This window comes from Nocardioides aquaticus (assembly GCF_018459925.1).
GTDB lineage: Bacteria > Actinomycetota > Actinomycetes > Propionibacteriales > Nocardioidaceae > Nocardioides > Nocardioides aquaticus.
Genome location: NZ_CP075371.1, coordinates 1,129,223 through 1,147,191, shown reverse-complemented (window position 1 = coordinate 1,147,191; position 17,969 = coordinate 1,129,223). Strand labels below are relative to the sequence as shown.

Below are 17,969 nucleotides of genomic sequence, written 5' to 3'. Positions count from 1 at the left end.
TGCTGTCAGCGCGACGTTGCCGGGAAGGATCGGTCGTGTTACGCGGACGACACATCCGTCGCCCGCGCGGCCCTGTCCGAGGCCACGGCCTCGGTGAGGCCCCTCGCGGCGAGCCGGTCGGCGCGCTCGTTGCCCGCGTTGCCGGCGTGGCCCTTGACCCAGAACCAGGTGACGTCGTGCTGCAGCTCGGCCGCGCGCAGCCGCTGCCAGAGGTCGCGGTTCTTCACCGGCTCCTTGGCCGAGGTGAGCCAGCCGTTGCGCTCCCAGCCGGCCAGCCACGTCGTGATCCCGTTGCGGACGTAGGTGCTGTCGGTGTGCAGGTGCACCGTCACCCGGCGGGTCAGCGTCTCCAGCGCCGCGATCGGCGCCATCAGCTCCATCCGGTTGTTGGTGGTCGTGCCGGCCTCGCCGCCACAGAGCTCGAGCTCGTGCCGGCCGGTCTGCAGCAGCGCGCCCCAGCCCCCGGGCCCGGGGTTGGGCACGCACGCGCCATCGGTGTGCACCACCACGACCTCGTCCACGGGCTGCACGCTAGGACACGCACGGGTCGCGCCGTCGGCCGGCGTCCGCGGCAGGCAGGATGGCCGCGTGAGCCGTCCCGGGAACGCCGACGCCGTCCGGATCGCGATGTGGTCCGGGCCGCGCAACCTGTCGACCGCGATGATGCGCAGCTTCGAGAACCGCGCCGACTGCACGGTCGTGGACGAGCCGCTGTACGCCGCGTACCTCGCCGTCACCGGGCTCGACCACCCCGGCCGCGAGGAAGTGGTCGCCTCCCAGCCCACCGACCCGGCCGTGGTCCTGGCCGACCTCGTCGGCGGGCCGCTGGCGACGCCGGTGCAGTACCAGAAGCACATGACCCACCACCTGCTCCCGGGCTTCGTCCCCGCCGGGCCGGGCGGCCCGCTGGACGGTCTGCGGCACGCCTTCCTGGTCCGCGACCCCGAGCGGGTGCTGACGTCGTACGCCAAGGTCCGCGACGAGCCGACGCTCGAGGACCTCGGGCTCCCCCAGCAGGTCGCGCTGTTCGAGGCCCACGGCGGTCCCGTCGTCGACGCCGCCGACGTCCTGCGCGATCCCCGCGGCACGCTCGGGCTGCTGTGCGCGGCTCTCGGGCTCGCCTTCGACGAGGCGATGCTCGCCTGGCCGGCCGGCCCACGCGACTCCGACGGCGTCTGGGCCCCGCACTGGTACGCCGGTGTCGAGGCCTCGACCGGCTTCGCCACCGACTCCCCCGGCGGCACCGACCCCCTGCCGGAGCGGCTGCGCCCGCTCCTCGAGCGCTGCCGGGGCCCTACTACGACGCGCTGGCGCCGTACCGCCTGACCCCCGACGCCCCCACGACCCCCTGAGGAACACAGATGCTGCAGCAGTACGACGAGCGCAACCGCGACCTCATGGTCGGCATCGACGACACCCTGGTGCACCGCGACCGGGCCGGGATCAGCCCGTTCGACTCGGTCGTCCAGGGCGGGGACGCGGTGTGGGAGGGACTGCGGCTGCACCGCGGACGGATCTTCAAGCTCACCGAGCACCTCGCCCGGCTGCGCCGCTCCGCCCACGCCCTGGCCTTCACCGAGATCCCCGCCGCCGAGGTCCTCGAGGAGCGGCTGCGCGCGGTCCTGGCGGCCAACGCGATGACCGACGACGTGCACGTGCGTCTCACGCTGACCCGCGGCGTGAAGCTGACCAGCGGGATGGACCCGCGGCTGAACACCGCGGGCCCGACCCTGATCGTCCTGGCCGAGTTCAAGTCACCGGTCTACGACGACACCGGCATCACCCTGGTCACCAGCTCGGTGCGCCGCCACCGCGCCGACTCCCTGGATCCCAAGATCCACCACAACAACCTGCTGACCTCGATCATGGCCAAGATCGAGGCCAACGTCGCCGGCGCCGACGACGCGCTGATGCTGGACGACGCAGGGTTCGTGGCCGAGACCAACGCGACCCACGTCTTCCACGTCACCGACGGCGTCGTGCACACCAGCACCACCCGCGCCTGCCCCGAGGGCATCACCCGCGAGACCGTGCTCGAGATCTGCGCGGCCGCCGGCCGGGAGGCCCGGGTCGGCGACTACTCCCTGGTCGACCTGGTCAACGCCGACGAGGTCTTCGTGACCGGCACGATGGGCGGCGTCACCCCGGTCGTCTCGGTCGACGGGCGCCGCATCGGCACCGGCGCCCGCGGCCCGGTCGGCACCGAGATCGCCGAGGCGTACGCCGCCCGCACCGCCGTCGAGGGCACGCTCGTCGTCTGAGGCCACCCGCACCCCGGCGTTCGTGTCATGAGAAGCAGGTCAGGAGGGCCGCTGGACCTGCTTCTCATGACACGAACCCGGGACGGCCCCTCCTCCACAGGGGTTTCCCCCGCGTTGTCACCGCTCGCAGGTTCCCGACCCCTCCTGGCATGCGTGCGGTGTCAACGCGGAGCGAGTGCCTGTGGAAGCCGACCTGGAGACAACACCCCGGGAACGGCGGCGGCCCGCCGCCACCTGCTCGCGCAGGTGACGGCGGGCCGTCGGGTGGATCAGTCGTGCTGTGCGGTCGTGCTGGCTCAGTGGCCGTGCCCGTGGCCGTGGCCGCCGCCCGCGGGGGCGTCGTCCTCGTCCTCGGGCTTCTCAACGATCAGCGTCTCGGTCGTCAGCAGCATGCCGGCGATCGAGGTGGCGTTGACCAGCGCCGAGCGGGTGACCTTGACCGGGTCCAGGACGCCCTGGGCGACCAGGTCGCCGTACTCGCCGGTGGCGGCGTTGTAGCCGTTGCCGACACCGAGCTCGCGCACCTTGGTGGTGATGACGTAGCCGTTCTCGCCACCGTTCTCGGCGATCCAGCGCAGCGGCTCGTCGGCCGAGCGACGCACGACGCGCACGCCGGCGGCCTCGTCGCCGGTCAGGCCGAGGTCACCGTCGAGGACGGAGACGGCGTGGATGAGCGCGGAGCCGCCGCCGGGGACGATGCCCTCCTCGATCGCGGCGCGCGTCGCGGAGACGGCGTCCTCGATGCGGTGCTTCTTCTCCTTGAGCTCCACCTCGGTGGCGGCGCCGACCTTGATCACGCAGACCCCGCCGGCCAGCTTGGCCAGGCGCTCCTGCAGCTTCTCGCGGTCCCAGTCGGAGTCGGTGTTCTCGATCTCCGCCTTGATCTGGTTGACGCGGCCCTCGACCTCGGCCGTGTCGCCGGCACCGTCGACGATCGTGGTGTCGTCCTTGGTGACGACCACGCGACGGGCCTGGCCGAGCACCTCGAGGCCGACCTGGTCGAGCTTGAGCCCGACCTCGGGCGAGACGACCTGCGCGCCGGTCAGCGTCGCGATGTCCTGCATCATCGCCTTGCGGCGGTCACCGAACGCGGGGGCCTTGACGGCGACCGCGTTGAAGGTGCCCCGGATCTTGTTGACGACCAGGGTGGACAGCGCCTCGCCGTCGACGTCCTCGGAGAGGATGAAGAGCGGCTTGCCGGCGGCGATGACCTTCTCCAGGAGCGGGAGCAGGTCGGAGACCGAGCTGATCTTGCCCTGGTGCAGGAGCAGGTACGGGTCGTCGAGGACGGCCTCCATGCGCTCCTGGTCGGTGACGAAGTACTGCGAGATGTAGCCCTTGTCGAACTGCATCCCCTCGGTGAACTCCAGCTCGGTGCCCATGGTGTTGGACTCCTCGACGGTGATCACGCCGTCCTTGCCGACCTTGTCGAAGGCCTCGGCGAGCAAGTCGCCGATGTGGGCGTCGCGGCTCGAGATCGTCGCGACCGAGGACATGTCCTCACGGGTCTCGACCTCGCGGGCCGCGTCGCGCAGGGCCTGGCCGACGGCCTCGGTGGCCTTGTCCATCCCGCGCTTGAGGCTCATCGGGTTGGCGCCGGCCGCGACCGCGCGCAGGCCCTGGTGGACCATGGCCTGCGCCAGCACCGTGGCCGTGGTGGTGCCGTCACCGGCGACGTCGTTGGTCTTGGTGGCGACCTCCTTCGTCAGCTGGGCGCCGAGGTTCTCGAACGGGTCGTCCAGCTCGATCTCACGCGCGACGGTCACGCCGTCGTTGGTGATCGTGGGGGCACCCCACTTCTTGTCGAGGACGACGTAGCGGCCCTTGGGACCGAGGGTCACCTTGACCGCGTTGGCCAGGGCGTCGACGCCCCGCTCGAGAGCGCGCCGTGCGTTCTCGTCGAACTCCAGGATCTTGGGCATTGCTCTCCTTGCGATGGTGCTCGGGATGTGCGGGAGACACGTCCGGGTCGTGCCCTACCGGCCGCGGCGCGTCAGCGCAGCAGCCGGGGGCACGACCCGGGGGGTGTTCAGCTGACGACCGCGAGGACGTCGCGCGCGGAGAGGATGAGGTACTCCTCGCCGGCGTACTTGACCTCGGTGCCGCCGTACTTGCTGTAGACGACCTTGTCGCCCACGGCGACGTCGATCGGGACGCGGTTGCCGTTGTCGTCGACGCGGCCGGGGCCGAGCGCCAGGACCTCGCCCTCCTGGGGCTTCTCCTTGGCGGTGTCGGGGATGACGAGGCCGGAGGCGGTGGTCTGCTCGGCGTCGAGCGGCTTGACCACGATGCGGTCCTCGAGGGGCTTGATGTTGACCGACACGATGTCGACCTCCACTTTCTCCACTGTGTTGCACGGACGGGGGTGCCCGGACGGGTTGTCCGGGCGGGGGTGGTGCACGCTGGGGCAGGGTCGGGGCTCGCCGTCGCGGGGGTCGGGCCCATCGCCTGCACTGGCACCCTCACCTCGAGAGTGCCAGGGCAAAACTAGCACTCGCCCCGACCGAGTGCCAGGAGCACCCGGCGGTCGGTGCCTGCCAGGATGGCGGCGTGGACCTCGAGACCTTCCGGTGGCTGACCGGCGACGAGGGCGGCGCCCTGCTGGCGGCCGCCGCCGACGGGCGTACGGACCTGCGCGCCCTGCCCGGGGCGGACGCCGACCGGGTCGCGGCCGCCCTGACCCAGGTCGACCTCCGCCGTCACGCGCGGGCCAAGCTCGGCGACGACGCCGCGGTCATGTGGTTCACCCGCGACGGGCTCGAGCAGGCCACACGGACGCGTGTGGCGACCCACCGCGCCGCCCGGATGGCCGCGACCGGCGCCCGCACCCTGGTCGACCTCGGCTGCGGGGTGGGTGGCGACCTCGTCGCCGCGGCCCGGGCCGGCCTGACCTGCGTCGGCGTCGACCTGGACCCGGTGCGGGTGGCGGTGGCGGAGGCCAACCTGGCCGCGCTCGGGCTGCCCGGCGCGGTGGCCGTGGCCGACGCCACCGGGCTCGACCTCTCCCCCTTCGACGTCGCCTTCGCCGACCCCGCGCGCCGCAGCGGGCGCGGGCGCAGCTTCCGGGTCGAGGACTGGACGCCCTCGTGGGACTTCGTCGAGGGCCTGCTGGGACGCGACGCGTGCGTGAAGGCCGCCCCGGGGTTGCCGCACGGCCTGGTCCCCGACGGCGTCGAGGCCGAGTGGGTCAGCGAGGACGGCGAGGTCAAGGAGGTCGCCCTGTGGGGCGGGCACCTGGCGACGGTGCGGTGGCGCGCCACCGTCGTCGCCGGCGCCGGCCTGGCCACGCTGACCGACGAGGACCCCGCCTCCGACGAGGTGCGTGGCGTCGGCGGCTACCTCTACGAGCCGGACGGCGCCGTCATCCGGGCCGGGCTGGTCACCGCGGTCGCCGCGACCGTCGCCGGTGGGCGGGTCGACCCCCACCTGGCCTACGTCACCTCCGACGAGGACGTGCGCACCCCGTTCGCCCGGGGCTACCGCGTGCTCGAGGAGCTGCCCTACCGCGAGAAGCAGCTGCGTGCGGCGCTGCGCGAGCGCGACGTCGGCGCGCTGACCGTCAAGAAGCGCGGGGTGGACGTCGTGCCCGAGGACCTGCGCAGGCGGCTGAAGCTGACCGGGTCCGTCGCGGCGACGATCGTGATGACCCGGGTCGCGGGGCGTGGCACGGCGCTGCTCGTCGAGCCCTGCGGTCCCCGCAGGCAGGACTAGGCGGGGACCTCCACGTCGAGGCGGCCCGGTGCGGTGCGGTCCAGCGCCCGCCGCGCCGTCGTCTGCTCCCCCAGGGCGGCGCCGACGGCGGCCCACAGCCGGGCGACGAGGTCCGGGCCCGCACCACGGGACGTGAGCAGGTGCGCGAGCCAGTCACGGGTCTCGACCAGGATCGACTCGTCCTCGCTGACCAGCGCCGCGGCGAGACTGCCGAGCACGTGCCGGACGTGGTCGACCAGCTCGGCGCGGGACACGCCCGGCGTCGGACCGGCGTCGGCCGTGAGCAGGCCGAGCACCGTCGGCACGATCTCGTGCTGGCGCTCCGCGATCCGGCCGCCCTCGACCTCGCCGGGGTGCCCGACGGCCGCAGCCGGACCCGGGTCCACCGGCGGGAGCTCCCGTACGAGACGGACCGCGGTCGCGACGTCCGGGGCGTACGCCGTCGCTCCGAGCGTCTCGGCGCGGCGGGCGTCACCGCCGAAGGCCCGGCCCCCGACGACCACCGGCACGCCGAGCGCGCGGACGCCGGCGAAGAGCGCCTTGGTCGAGGCCAGGGACGCGCTGAGGGTGGCGCTGAGCAGGACCGCCCGCGGCCGCAGCAGCTCGACCTGCGCCAGCAGGTCGGCCGGGTCGGGGTCGGCACCGAGGTAGTGCACCCGCAGTCCCTCGAGGGCCAGGCCCTCCGCGACGACCAGGGCCGGCATCGCGTGCCGCTCCCCGGCGACGCACGCGACGACGACCAGCGGCGCCTCCTCCGAGGGGGGCGCGCTGAAGGAGCAGAGCCAGTGCACGAGGCCCTCGTTCACGGCGGTGGCGGCGTGCTCCTGCGCCACGCCCCACTCGCCGCTGACCCACAGGTCGCCGATCCGCTGCTGGGCCGGCACGACGAGGTCGTCGAGCAGCTCGGCGGTGGAGCAGCCGCCGTCCTTCAGCGCCTTGACGGCGCGCAGGGCGGCGAAGCGGTCGGCGGCGACGAGCGCGTCCCAGTACTGCGCGTGGAGGCTCGTCCGGCTGGCCTCAGGTGGTGCTGTCCCCATGACTGACTCCTGCTCGCTCCGCCCCGATCGACGTGTCGGGGCCGTGGCCGGTGTGGACCACGGTGTCGTCGGGGAGGGCGAGCAGACGGGTCCGGATCGACTCCACGATGACGTCCGCGTCACTGTAGGAGCGTCCGGTCGCGCCCGGACCACCCTGGAAGAGCGTGTCACCGCTGAAGACGCAGCCGAGGTCGGGAGCGTGGAGGCAGACCGCACCGGGCGAGTGGCCCGGCGTGTGCAGCACCTCGAGGCGGGTGCCGGCGACCTCGACGACGGCGCCGTCGGCCAGGTCGAGGTCCCAGAGGTAGCCGTCGGCGTCGTCCGGACCACCGTGCGTCAGCTCCCACAGGGGCCGCTCGTCGGGGTGCAGCATGATCGGTGCGGCGACCCGCTCCCGCAGCGCGGGGGCGACCCGGCAGTGGTCGTCGTGGGCGTGGGTGAGCACGATCGCCTTGACCGCACGGTCGCCGACCAGGGCCATCACGTCGTCGACGGAGTGCGGGGCGTCGATCACGACGCACTCGGTGTCGTCGCCGACGACCCACAGGTTGTTGTCGACCTGGTGGGTCTCCCCGTCGAGGCTGAAGGTGCCGCTGGACACGGCGTGGTCGACGCGGACGGTGCCGGCCATCAGAGGATCACGACCGAGCGCAGGACGTCGCCGCCGTGCATCTTGTCGAACGCGGCCTCGACGTCGCCGATGCCGATCTCCTCGGTGACGAACGCGTCGAGGTCGAGCCGGCCCTGCTGGTAGAGGTCGACCAGCATCGGGAAGTCGCGGCTGGGCAGGCAGTCGCCGTACCAGCTCGACTTGAGCGCGCCGCCGCGGCCGAAGACGTCGATCAGCGGGATCTCGGGCACGGTCATGTCGGGCGTGGGGACGCCGACCAGGACGACGGTGCCGGCGAGGTCGCGGGCGTAGAACGCCTGCTTCCACGTCTCGGGGCGGCCCACGGCCTCGACCACCACGTCGGCGCCCTCGGCACCCTCGTAGGTCTCGGCGCAGATCCGCTTGATCTCCTCGACCGGGTCGACCTTCGAGGAGTCGACGGTGTGGGTCGCGCCCATCCGGGTCGCGGTCTCGAGCTTCTTCGGGTCGATGTCGACCGCGATGACCGGGCTGGCGCCGGCCAGGGCGGACCCGGCGATCGCGGCCACGCCGACGCCGCCGCAGCCGATCACGGCCACGGACTTGCCGCGGGTGACCGCGCCGGTGTTGATGGCGGCACCGATCCCGGCCATCACGCCGCAGCCGAGCAGGCCCACGGCCGCGGGGCGGGCGGACTCGTCGACCTTGGTGCACTGGCCGGCGGCGACGAGGGTCTTCTCGGCGAAGGCGCCGATGCCCAGCGCCGGGGACAGCTCGGTGCCGTCGGGCAGCGTCATCTTCTGCGTGGCGTTGTGGGTGGCGAAGCAGTACTGCGGCTCGCCGCGCTTGCAGGCGCGGCACTCGCCGCAGACCGCGCGCCAGTTGAGGACGACGAAGTCGCCCGGGGCGACGTCGGTGACGTCGTCGCCGACGGCCTCGACCACGCCCGCGGCCTCGTGGCCGAGCAGGAAGGGGAAGTCGTCGTTGATGCCGCCCTCGCGGTAGTGCAGGTCGGTGTGGCAGACCCCGCAGGCCTGGACCTTGACCAGGGCCTCGCCCGGGCCGGGGTCGGGGACGTGGATCGTGGTCAGCTCGACGGGCTGGCCCTTGCCACGGGCGATGACGCCCTGCACCTCGTGCATGCTCTGCTCTCCTCGCATCTGGCCCCCCGGCGGTCCGGGACGTCGCCCGCGCAGCCTACGGCCCGCGCAGGACCCGGTCAGACCAGGACGGTGGTGACCGGCTGGCTCGAGTCGGCCGGCAGGTCCAGCGCGGAGGGGGTCCGCCCGCGGGCCACCATCTCGGCGCCGAGCGCGGCGACCATCGCCCCGTTGTCGGTGCAGAGCCCGGGGCGCGGCACGCGCACGCGTACGCCCGCGGCGGCGGCCCGCTCGAGGGCCATCGCCCGGAGCCGGGAGTTGGCGGCCACGCCGCCCCCGATCAGCAGGTCCTCGATGCCGTGGGTGGCCGCCGCGTCGAGGGCCTTGCGCACCAGCACGTCGCAGACCGCCTCCTGGAAGGACGCGGCGACGTCGGCCACCGGGACCGGCTCGCCGGTGCGCTCGCGGGCCTCGACCCACCGGGCGACCGCGGTCTTGAGGCCCGAGAAGGAGAAGTCGAAGCGGTGCCGCTCGAGGTCGCGGCGCCCGGTCAGCCCCCGGGGGAAGTCGATGGTGACGGTGCCGCCGTCGCGGGCGGCACGATCGATGTGGGGCCCGCCGGGGAACGGCAGGCCGAGCACGCGGGCAACCTTGTCGAAGGCCTCGCCCGCGGCGTCGTCGATGGTCGCGCCCATCGGGTCGACCCCGCCGCCGGCGGGCCCGCCCCCGGTGACGTCGCTGACCCGCAGCAGGCTGGAGTGCCCGCCGCTGACGAGCAGGGCCAGGCACGGCTCGGGCAGCGCCCCGTGCTCGAGCTGGTCGACCGCGACGTGGGCGGAGAGGTGGTTGACGCCGTAGAGCGGCTTGCCGAGGGCCAGTGCCAGCGCCTTCGCGGAGGCGACACCGACCAGCAGGGCCCCGGCCAGCCCGGGACCGCTGGTGACCGCGACGGCGTCGACGTCGCCCGGTCGGATGCCGGCGGTCTCGCAGGCGCGCTCGAGCGTCGGCACCATCGCCTCCAGGTGCGCGCGGCTGGCCACCTCCGGGACGACCCCGCCGAAGCGGGCGTGCTCCTCGACGCTGCTGGCGACGGTGTCGGCGAGCAGGGTGTGCCCGCGCACGATCCCCACCCCGGTCTCGTCGCAGGAGGTCTCGATGCCGAGAACGAGGGGGCCGTCGGGGGCGGGGCGGTCGGGCACCCGCCCATCGTGCCAGGCCCGGCACCGAGCAGACTGGGCACCGTGCGCGAGGTCGACGTGGCGGGGCTGACCGCGCCGACCGACGTCGTGGCCGAGCCGTTCGTCCGCCACCAGCTCGACCCGTCGACCGTGCGCCGGGCGTGGGTCGCCGAGCGCGCGGGCGTCTCCGGCGTGGAGCGCGCGGCGCTGTGGGTGGCCGAGATCGTCTGGCACGACCGCGGCCGGATGCGCGTCGGGCACGGCGTCGGACCGGCCGACCTCCTGGCGACGATGCTCGCCCCGGCCGCGGAGGCCGCCGGGGGCGTCGACCGGGTCAGCGTGAGCGACGGGGCCGAGACGTCGTTGCCTCCGGGCTGGGCGCAGGTCTCGACGAACCGGTGGCACTGGATGCTCACCGACGTCGTCCCCACCGCGCCGGTGGACCCCCGGCTGGTCGACCTGGGCCCGCTGGACGGGCCCGTGCCGGGGCATGAGCCGGACGGGGAGTCGGACGGCGTGGCCGCGGAGGTGCGGGCGGTGCTGGACGCCGGCAACCCCGGTTCCTTCGCCCGCCCCGGCACCACGCCCGGCGTCGCGCGCTGGCTGGGTCTGCGCGAGGACGGGGAGCTCCGGGCCGTCGGCGCGCTGGTGCGCCAGCCGGACGGCAGCGGGCACCTGCGGGCGGTGACGGTGCACCCCGACCACGCCGGCCGCGGGCTCGGCCGCGCCCTGTCGGTCGCGCTGACCCGTGCCGGCCTGGCGATGGCGCCCGTGGTCAGCCTCGGGGTCTACCTGGACAACGCACCGGCGCTGCGGATCTACCGCGACCTCGGCTACACCACCCGGCACACGTTCGCCTCCGGCCTCACCGCCGCCTCCGCCGTCCCGCCGGTCGCTCAGCGGGCCGGGACGGACCGTTCGAGCACCAGCGCCGACTCGCCGTCGCGGTAGTAGCGCGGCCGGGTGCCGACCTCGGCGAAGCCGGCCGCGGCGTAGAACGCACGGGCGCCCTCGTTGTCGACGCGGACCTCGAGCAGCAGCCGCTCGGCGCCGGTGTCGCGGGCCAGCGCGAGCAAGGCGTCGAGCAGCGCCCGGGCCACACCGTGGCGGCGTGCGGGCGCGGCCACCACCAGCCGCTGCAGCTCGGCCACGTCGACGACCAGGCTGCCGGCGACGTAGCCCACCACCTCCCCGTCGACCTCGGCGACCAGGGCGTGCACGGTCGGCAGGGTGCCGCCGACCACCTCCGAGAGGAGCCCGTAGGACCAGGCGTCGTCGCCCAGCCCGTCCTCCTCGAGCGCGGCGACGACGCTCGCGTCGCGCGTCGTCGCCCGGCGTACGCGGGTCCCGCCGGCAGCCGTCGACCCCCCGGCCGTCACGCGGCCGTCACCAGGCCGTCACGAGGCCGGCTTGCGCGGGCCCGGGGCCACCGCGTCGGGTCGCCGCAGGTAGAGCGGCTCCGGGTCGAGCAGCTCGGCACGCTCCTCGGCGACCGCGACGGCCAGCCAGCCGGCGGAGGGACGCTCGGGGCCGACCGCGTGCGGGAGGTGCTCGGGGTAGAGCCGCGAGCCCTCCCCGACCACCGGCGCGCCGGTCGCGACCGCGGCGGGGCGGTCGACGACCGGGCCGGCCAGCCGGGTCCCGTCGGCGTCGTAGGAGGCCAGGTAGACCTCCTTGCGACGGGCGTCGGTGGCGACCACGAAGGCGCCCTGCACGGCGCCGGTGGCCACCGCCTCGACGGCCAGCACGTCGAGCGTGCACACGCCGTAGACGGGCAGCTCGAGCGCCCAGGCCAGGGTGCGGGCGGTGACCAGGCCGACCCGGAGCCCGGTGAACGGGCCTGGTCCGACCCCCACGGCCACGGCCGTCAGGTCGAGGCGCTCGATGCCGGCGCGGGTCAGCGCCTCGGCGACCAGCGGCGCGAGCTGCTCGCCGTGGCGCAGCCGCTCGGCCGAGGAGAGCTCGACGACGACGTCGGCCCCGTCGTGCAGGGCGACGGTGACCAGGCCGGTGGCGGTGTCGAGGGCGAGGAGCACCAGCGCAGGCTATCGAGCGCTACCGGGCGGTGCCCGGCTGGTCGGGGGCCGGCGGCTGGAGCGGCAGCCGCGCCAGGAACGTCCAGCGCGGCCCGTACCCCTGGATCCGGACCACGCGGGGGTCCAGGGGCTCGTCCTCGTCGTCCTGGTCGTCCCCGTCGTCCCCGGTGCCCGCGGCGGCGATCCCCTCCCCCGGGTCCGGCCGGTCGGCCGAGGTGGCGCCGGGGGCGGTGTCGGAGCGCTCGATGCGGACCTCGAGGCGGGACTCCGCGAGCTGCTCGACCACGCCGCTGCCCCACTCGACGACGGTGACGGCGTCCTCGACCGCGGTGTCGAGGTCCAGGTCGTCGAGCTCGTCGAGGCCGTCGAGGCGGTAGGCGTCGACGTGCACCAGTGGCGGTCCGCCGGCGGTCGATGGGTGCACCCGCGAGATCACGAAGGTCGGCGAGGTGACGGCGCCGCGGACCCCGAGACCCTCCCCCAGGCCCTGGGTGAAGGTGGTCTTGCCGGCGCCGAGGCCGCCGGAGAGCACGACGAGGTCGCCCGGTTCGAGGCGCTCGGCCAGCACCCGGCCGATGGTGCGCATCTCCTCCGCGGTGGCCGCGTCGTAGGCCTGCGGCAACGAGCGGACCATCTCGACGTACGGCGGGTGCCGGTCGATCTCCGCGAACCCCTGACGGGCCCAGAAGCCGACGGTCTGGGGCAGCTCCTCGCGCGCGAAGACGCCGAGACCCCGCCGGCCCGCGGCGGCGTCGGCGGCGGCGGTGATCAGCGCCCCGGCGACGCCGCGCCCCTGGACGCCGGGCACCACCCCGAACCGGCGCAGCCAGACGATGCCCTCGTGGTCGGGGTCCAGGATCAGCGCCCCCACCGGTTCGTCGTCGAGGCGGGCCACGATGCCGCCGTGCGCCCGGAGCCGGGCCTCGATGGTGTCGAGGGTCTCGACCAGCGCGTCGGCCGGCGGGTCGAGCACGGGCCGGTCGGCGAACGCCGCCCGGACGACCCCGAGCACGACCGAAGCCCACTCCGGACCGACCGTCTCGGTGGTCACCACGCCCGGGGCGGCGCCACTGTCGGGGTCCCCGCTCACGAGGCGAGCCGTTCCCCGGCGCGCTCGAGCAGGTCGTCGATGGCCGCGGTGACCTCCGCGTGGCGCTCCAGCAGGACGAGGTGCCCGGCGCCCTCGAGCTCGACCAGGCGCGAGCCGGGGATCCGCTGGTGCAGCTTGCGGCTGTGGCCGATCGAGGTGAGCCGGTCCGCGGTGCCGCAGACCACGACCGTCGGCACCCGGGCCAGCACGCCCACCGCGCCGAACTCGTCGAAGTCGCGGAAGCTGGGGAAGAAGTCGCTGACCACCTCGAACGGCGTCGCGGCCAGCATCCGGTCGACGAAGTCGACGTACGAGGCCGGCATCGGGTCGCCGAAGGCGAGCACGTCGGTGCCGACGCGGGCCACGATCTTGCCGAGCCGGCGCACCGAGTCGACCGCGCGGTGGCCCAGGCGCAGGGTGCTGACCGCGGTGCCGGTCAGCTCGCCGGACAACCGCGCCGGCAGCAGCGGCAGCAGGATGCGGCCGGGGTCGATCCCGCCGGCGGTGGTCGCCACCAGGGCCACCCCCACCACGCGCCCCTCGAGCAGCTCGGGGTGCGTGACCAGCAGGGAGATCACGCTCATCCCGCCCATCGAGTGGCCGACCAGGACCACGGGACCGTCGGGCACGACCTCGTCCAGCACCCGCTGCAGGTCCCGGCCGAGCTGGCCGATGGTGGCGTGCTCCCGCGACGACCGGCCGGAGCGGCCGTGGCTGCGCTGGTCGTAGAGCACGGTGCGCAGCCGGCCGCGGTAGGCCGCGCGCTGGAAGTGCCAGCAGTCGAGCTGGAGGCAGTAGCCGTGGACCAGCACCACGGTCGGGCTCGGGGTCGTGCCGGCTCCCCCGCGCGCGGTGACCTCGTCGACCTCGACGTGCAGCGGCACCCCGTCGTCGGCGACCACGGTGACGGGACGCGAGCGGAGCCGGCCGAAGGTCGGCGTGCCGTCCGGGCCGTACGCCGCCTGCTCGTCGTCGCGGTGCTCCTCGTCCTCGGCGCTGGGTCGGCGTCGGCCGATCGAGCGGGCCTGGTGGACCACGCCGAAGGCGGTGCCGGCCGCGGCCAGGCCGAGCCCTCCGGCGACGGCGCCGATCACACGTCCGCGGCTCATGCCCGGGCCTCCTGGGGGTCGGTGTCGCTGTCGGTGTGGCGGCGCGGCATCCGGCCGCCGACGCGGGTGACGATCTCGTAGCTGATGGTGCCGCACGCCTCGGCCCACTCCTGGGCGGTCGGGCGGCCCTCGCCGGGCGGGCCGAACAGGACGACCTCGTCGCCTGCGCTGACGTCGTCGTCGCCGAGGTCGACCATCACCTGGTCCATGCAGACGCGTCCACGGATCGGACGGCGCCGCCCGCCGACCGCGACCTCGGCCGCCGGCCCCGTGGGACCGGTCGCGGCGTGGCGCGGGACGCCCTCGGCGTACCCGGCCGGGACCAGCGCCAGCGTGGTCGGGGCGGGGGCGACCCAGGTGTGGCCGTAGGACACGCCGTCGCCGGGCCCGACCCGCTTGAGCAGCGCGATCCGGGCGCGCACCGTCATCGCCGGGCGCAGGTCGGTGCCGTGGGGCACGCCCGGGGCGGGGTCGAGGCCGTAGACGGCCAGGCCGCAGCGGACCGCGTCGTAGCGCGCACCCGGCCGGGTCAGGGTGGCCGCGGAGTTGGCGAGGTGGCGCAGCTCGGGACGCAGCCCGATGTCCGCGGCCAGGGCCAGCGCACGCTCGAAGGCGTCCTGCTGGGCGTCATTGGCGGGGTGGTCGGGCTCGTCGGCGCAGGCCAGGTGGGACCACAGGCCGACGACCCGCCAGGCGCCGTCCTGCTCGCCGGCGCGGGCACGGGCCAGGAACGGCTGCCAGTCGGCCTCGGCCGCGCCACCGCGCGACAGGCCGGTGTCGACCTTGAGGTGGACCAGGGCCGGCGGGGCGTCCGGGCCGGCGCGGCGCACGGCGTCCGCGAGCTCGTCGAGGGCGTCGACCGAGTAGGCGCTGACGTCGATCCCGGCGGCCAGGGCCGGCGCGAGGTCCTCCCCGGGGGCGCTGAGCCAGCACAGCAGCGGGCCGGTGTCGCCGGCGGCGCGGAGACCCAGCGCCTCGTCGGGCGTGGCGGTCGCGAGCCACTCGGCGCCGGCGGCGCGGGCCGCGCGGGCGACGGGCGCCATCCCGTGACCGTAGCCGTCGGCCTTGACCACCGCGATCAGCGGCACGCCGGCGGTCTCCCGCAGCACGCGGACGTTGTGCCGCACCGCGGCGAGGTCGACCACGATCTCCGCGCGGGGTGCGGGCCGATCGGTGGGGGGCCTGCTCATGACCGACCATCCTTCCACCGTCGTCAGGGTGCGGGGCTCCCGCCCCGCGGGGCGGCGCGCAGCAGGTCCCGGACGACCCCGGGCAGCGCGCCCGCGACGGCGCTCGCGGTGAGGGGGCCACCGTCGGCCGCGGTGGTGGCCGCGGCCCCGTGCAGCCAGCTGCCCACCGACGCCGCGTCGTACGGCTCCAGGCCCGCGGCGAGCAGGGCCCCGACGAGCCCGCCGAGGACGTCGCCGGCGCCGGCCGTGGCCAGCCAGGGGGTCCCGGTGGTGGTGACCCGGACCGGGTGGCCGGGGGCGGCGACCAGGGTGTGCCGGCCCTTGAGCAGGACGGTGCAGCGGTAGCGGTCCACCGCCGCCCGGACGTGGTGGAGCGGGCGCGCCTCGACGTCCTCGCGGGCGACGTCGAGCATCCGGGCCAGCTCACCGGCGTGCGGCGTCAGCACCGCGTGGCCGGGGGCCGGGGCGGTCAGGTGCACCAGCGCGTCGGCGTCGACCACCAGCGGCACGTCGTCGGCCAGCGCCTCGTCCAGGGTGCCGGCGGCCCCGTCGCCGCTCCCGCTGCCGACCAGCCACGCCTGCACCCGGCCGGCCCCGACGACCTCGGGGTGCGCCTCGCGGACGCGGTCGCCCACCAGGTCGTCGCCGACGTAGCGGACCATGCCGACCAGCCCCACCGCGGCGCCCAGGACGCTGAGCAGGCCGGCCCCGGGGTAGGTGGCCGAGCCGGCGCGGACGCCGACCACGCCGCGGGAGTACTTGTGGTCCAGCGGACCCGGCACCGGCAGCAGCGCGGCCACGTCGTCGGGCTGCAGCGCCTCGACCGCCGGCGCCGGCAGGTCGAGGCCGAGGCCGACCAGGTGCACCGGGCCGCACGCCAGGGCGGCGGGGTCGAGGAGGTGGCAGGGCTTGTGCGTGCCGAAGGTGACGGTCAGCGTGGCCGTCACGTGGGCACCGTCGACCTCGCCGGTGTCGACGTCGACGCCGGACGGGGTGTCGACCGCGACGACCGGCACCCCGGCGTACCGCCCGAGCTCGGCGACCGCGTCCGGCCGCAGCCCGGGTCGCCCGCCGATCCCGACGATCCCGTCCAGGACGACGTCGGGGCGGTGGGCGGTGCCCGCGGGGACCACCCGCCCGCCCGCGGCGCGCAGCGCGGCCAGGCCGTCGGCGCGGGCGTGGTCGGAGAGCAGCACGGCCTCGACCGCGCACCCGCGCGCCGCCAGCCGCGCGCCCGCCCACAGGGCGTCACCGCCGTTGTCGCCGCCGCCGACGAGCAGCAGCACACGACGCCCGTACGCCGGCTGGTCCCCCGCCGGCCCGGCCAGCAGGGCCAGCACCGCGTGCGCCAGCCCGGCCGCGGCCCGCTGCATCAGCGCCCCCTCGGGCAGCTGCGCCATCAGCGCCCCCTCGGCCGCCCTGACCTGCTCCACCGTGTGCGCGCTCCTCATCCCGCCACGCTAGCGGGGCGCCGCCGCCCGCCGACCCGGACGAGTCGTGTGCCTGAGGACGGTCGCCAGGTCGCCGTCAGGCACACGACTGTGCGAGTCGGCCTGGAGCCTCGTCCCCGGCGGGGGTCGTGTGCCCCAGCACGGTCCCGAGACCGTCCACACGCACACGACCCCGCACGGTCATCCCCAGGGCGCCCGCCAGCGACGGCCCCGCGCGGCGCTCCCGCCGACAGTGGACCCGTGCACCCCGAGCCCCGGCCCCGCGGCGAGCAGCACCGCGCCGTACGGGCCCTCATCGACAGCCAGGCCGGGATGGTCGCCCGCAGGCAGCTGACGGCGCACGGGATCGACTGGGACCACGTCGACGCCGAGGTCCGCGGCGGACGTTGGGTGGCGCGTACGCCCCGCGTCGTCAGCACGACCACCGGCCCGCTCAGCCTGCCGCAGCGACGGTGGCTGGCGGTCCTGCACGCCGGTCGGCGCAGCATGCTCGGGAGCCTGTCCGCCGCAGCGGCCCTCGGTCTCTCCGGGTGGGAACGCGACACCCTCACTGTCTGGGTCGACGACGAGCTGAGCTTCGAACTGGTCCCGGGCGTCCGCTTCTTCCGGACCCGCCGGCCCCTCGACCTGCTGCTGCGTCCTGGTGGCGGTCTCCCCCTGGCCCGGCTCGAGCCGGCGGTGCTGCTGTGGGCCGCCTACGACGCGGACCTGCGCTCGGCGCACGGGGTGCTGGCAGCCGTGGTCCAGCAGCGGTTGACCACCGCGGAGCGGCTGCAGTCCTGGATCCCCCGCCTCCGCCCACTGCGACGCGCCGCGTCCTTCCGCTCCGTGCTGGAGGACGTCGCCCACGGGTCGCACTCCCGCGCCGAGCTCGACCTGGTAGACCTGTGCCGCGTCCACCGCTTGCCACTCCCCGACCGGCAGCGACCACGCCACGACGCGGCGGGGCGGGCCCGATGGACCGATGCCGAGTGGGACCTGCCCGACGGTCACGTCGTCGTGCTCGAGGTGGACGGCGCGTTCCACGCCGAGGTCCGGTCGTGGAGCAACGACAAGCAGCGACACCGGCGGTTGTCCGGTCCGGGTCGCACCGTGGTCGGGTGCACCGCGCTCGAGCTGCGCCACGAGCCCGACCAGCTGGCCCGGGACCTGCGGATCCTTCTGCGTCTCGACCCGGACGAGTCGTGTGCCTGACGACGGCGTGAGGACCGTGGTCA

Annotated in this window: 18 protein-coding genes; 5 read left to right on the top strand and 13 right to left on the bottom strand. The window is 75.3% G+C overall.

From position 1 onward, the window contains the following. Positions 1-38: 38 nt before the first annotated feature. Positions 39-521, bottom strand: coding sequence for a ribonuclease HI (rnhA, locus tag ENKNEFLB_RS05630; protein ID WP_214058294.1), 483 nt, complete (start codon positions 519-521; stop codon positions 39-41). 67 nt (positions 522-588) lie between these two features. Between rnhA and ENKNEFLB_RS05625 the strand changes: the two genes are divergently transcribed. Further along, the gene (locus tag ENKNEFLB_RS05625; protein WP_214058293.1) at positions 589-1,326 is read left to right on the top strand and encodes a sulfotransferase-like domain-containing protein; all 738 of its coding nucleotides are present in this window, start codon (positions 589-591) and stop codon (positions 1,324-1,326) included. A 35-nt stretch (positions 1,327-1,361) separates the two neighbouring features. After that, entirely contained in the window at positions 1,362-2,261 is a 900-nt protein-coding gene (locus ENKNEFLB_RS05620; RefSeq protein ID WP_214058292.1) for an aminotransferase class IV, read from the top strand. A 296-nt stretch (positions 2,262-2,557) separates the two neighbouring features. Here the strand turns inward: ENKNEFLB_RS05620 and groL are convergent, their stop codons facing one another. Both groL and groES read right to left on the bottom strand, forming a co-directional pair. Next, positions 2,558-4,183, bottom strand: a complete 1,626-nt coding sequence (groL, locus tag ENKNEFLB_RS05615) for a chaperonin GroEL (protein WP_214058291.1) — start codon at positions 4,181-4,183, stop codon at positions 2,558-2,560. A gap of 107 nt (positions 4,184-4,290) precedes the next feature. Next, complete coding sequence (gene groES / locus ENKNEFLB_RS05610) at positions 4,291-4,584, bottom strand: co-chaperone GroES (RefSeq protein WP_160010819.1); 294 nt, start codon at positions 4,582-4,584, stop codon at positions 4,291-4,293. Positions 4,585-4,811: 227 nt separating this feature from the next. Here groES and ENKNEFLB_RS05605 point away from each other — a divergent pair, with 227 nt between their 5' ends. Beyond that, complete coding sequence (locus tag ENKNEFLB_RS05605; protein ID WP_214058290.1) at positions 4,812-5,972, top strand: class I SAM-dependent methyltransferase; 1,161 nt, start codon at positions 4,812-4,814, stop codon at positions 5,970-5,972. Here the strand turns inward: ENKNEFLB_RS05605 and ENKNEFLB_RS05600 are convergent. From ENKNEFLB_RS05600 to tsaD, 4 genes are all read right to left on the bottom strand, one after another. Beyond that, the gene (locus tag ENKNEFLB_RS05600; RefSeq protein WP_214058289.1) at positions 5,969-7,009 is read right to left on the bottom strand and encodes a cobalamin B12-binding domain-containing protein; all 1,041 of its coding nucleotides are present in this window, start codon (positions 7,007-7,009) and stop codon (positions 5,969-5,971) included. The two genes, ENKNEFLB_RS05605 and ENKNEFLB_RS05600, sit on opposite strands and share 4 nt — an antisense overlap. After that, complete coding sequence (locus ENKNEFLB_RS05595; RefSeq protein WP_214058288.1) at positions 6,990-7,640, bottom strand: MBL fold metallo-hydrolase; 651 nt, start codon at positions 7,638-7,640, stop codon at positions 6,990-6,992. The genes ENKNEFLB_RS05600 and ENKNEFLB_RS05595 overlap by 20 nt, the downstream gene beginning before the upstream one ends. Continuing rightward, the gene (locus ENKNEFLB_RS05590; protein ID WP_214058287.1) at positions 7,640-8,740 is read right to left on the bottom strand and encodes an S-(hydroxymethyl)mycothiol dehydrogenase; all 1,101 of its coding nucleotides are present in this window, start codon (positions 8,738-8,740) and stop codon (positions 7,640-7,642) included. Before ENKNEFLB_RS05590 ends, ENKNEFLB_RS05595 begins: the two co-directional genes overlap by 1 nt. A 77-nt stretch (positions 8,741-8,817) precedes the next feature. Then, entirely contained in the window at positions 8,818-9,897 is a 1,080-nt protein-coding gene (tsaD, locus tag ENKNEFLB_RS05585; RefSeq protein WP_214058286.1) for a tRNA (adenosine(37)-N6)-threonylcarbamoyltransferase complex transferase subunit TsaD, read from the bottom strand. 42 nt (positions 9,898-9,939) lie between these two features. Between tsaD and ENKNEFLB_RS05580 the strand changes: the two genes are divergently transcribed. Then, positions 9,940-10,827: a GNAT family N-acetyltransferase gene (locus ENKNEFLB_RS05580; RefSeq protein WP_214058285.1), complete on the top strand. Its 888-nt coding sequence runs from the start codon at positions 9,940-9,942 to the stop codon at positions 10,825-10,827. On the opposite strand, the gene ENKNEFLB_RS05575 is transcribed toward ENKNEFLB_RS05580, so the two are convergent. Genes ENKNEFLB_RS05575 through ENKNEFLB_RS05550 form a run of 6 tightly spaced genes read right to left on the bottom strand, consistent with a single transcriptional unit; the run spans position 10,773 to position 16,752 of the window. Next, the gene (locus ENKNEFLB_RS05575; RefSeq protein WP_214058284.1) at positions 10,773-11,255 is read right to left on the bottom strand and encodes a GNAT family N-acetyltransferase; all 483 of its coding nucleotides are present in this window, start codon (positions 11,253-11,255) and stop codon (positions 10,773-10,775) included. The two genes, ENKNEFLB_RS05580 and ENKNEFLB_RS05575, sit on opposite strands and share 55 nt — an antisense overlap. Positions 11,256-11,273: 18 nt before the next feature. Next, positions 11,274-11,912: a tRNA (adenosine(37)-N6)-threonylcarbamoyltransferase complex dimerization subunit type 1 TsaB gene (tsaB, locus tag ENKNEFLB_RS05570; RefSeq protein WP_214058283.1), complete on the bottom strand. Its 639-nt coding sequence runs from the start codon at positions 11,910-11,912 to the stop codon at positions 11,274-11,276. 19 nt (positions 11,913-11,931) lie between these two features. After that, positions 11,932-13,002, bottom strand: coding sequence for a tRNA (adenosine(37)-N6)-threonylcarbamoyltransferase complex ATPase subunit type 1 TsaE (gene tsaE, locus ENKNEFLB_RS05565; protein ID WP_246535853.1), 1,071 nt, complete (start codon positions 13,000-13,002; stop codon positions 11,932-11,934). Further along, the gene (locus tag ENKNEFLB_RS05560) at positions 12,999-14,111 is read right to left on the bottom strand and encodes an alpha/beta fold hydrolase (protein ID WP_214058282.1); all 1,113 of its coding nucleotides are present in this window, start codon (positions 14,109-14,111) and stop codon (positions 12,999-13,001) included. Before ENKNEFLB_RS05560 ends, tsaE begins: the two co-directional genes overlap by 4 nt. After that, positions 14,108-15,301 (bottom strand): alanine racemase, encoded by a 1,194-nt coding sequence (alr, locus tag ENKNEFLB_RS05555; RefSeq protein ID WP_214058281.1) that lies wholly within the window; start codon positions 15,299-15,301, stop codon positions 14,108-14,110. Before alr ends, ENKNEFLB_RS05560 begins: the two co-directional genes overlap by 4 nt. 23 nt (positions 15,302-15,324) lie before the next feature. After that, positions 15,325-16,752: an NAD(P)H-hydrate dehydratase gene (locus ENKNEFLB_RS05550; RefSeq protein ID WP_214058280.1), complete on the bottom strand. Its 1,428-nt coding sequence runs from the start codon at positions 16,750-16,752 to the stop codon at positions 15,325-15,327. A 240-nt stretch (positions 16,753-16,992) separates the two neighbouring features. Between ENKNEFLB_RS05550 and ENKNEFLB_RS05545 the strand changes: the two genes are divergently transcribed. Beyond that, positions 16,993-17,946, top strand: coding sequence for a hypothetical protein (locus ENKNEFLB_RS05545; protein WP_214058279.1), 954 nt, complete (start codon positions 16,993-16,995; stop codon positions 17,944-17,946). Positions 17,947-17,969 lie beyond the last annotated feature (23 nt).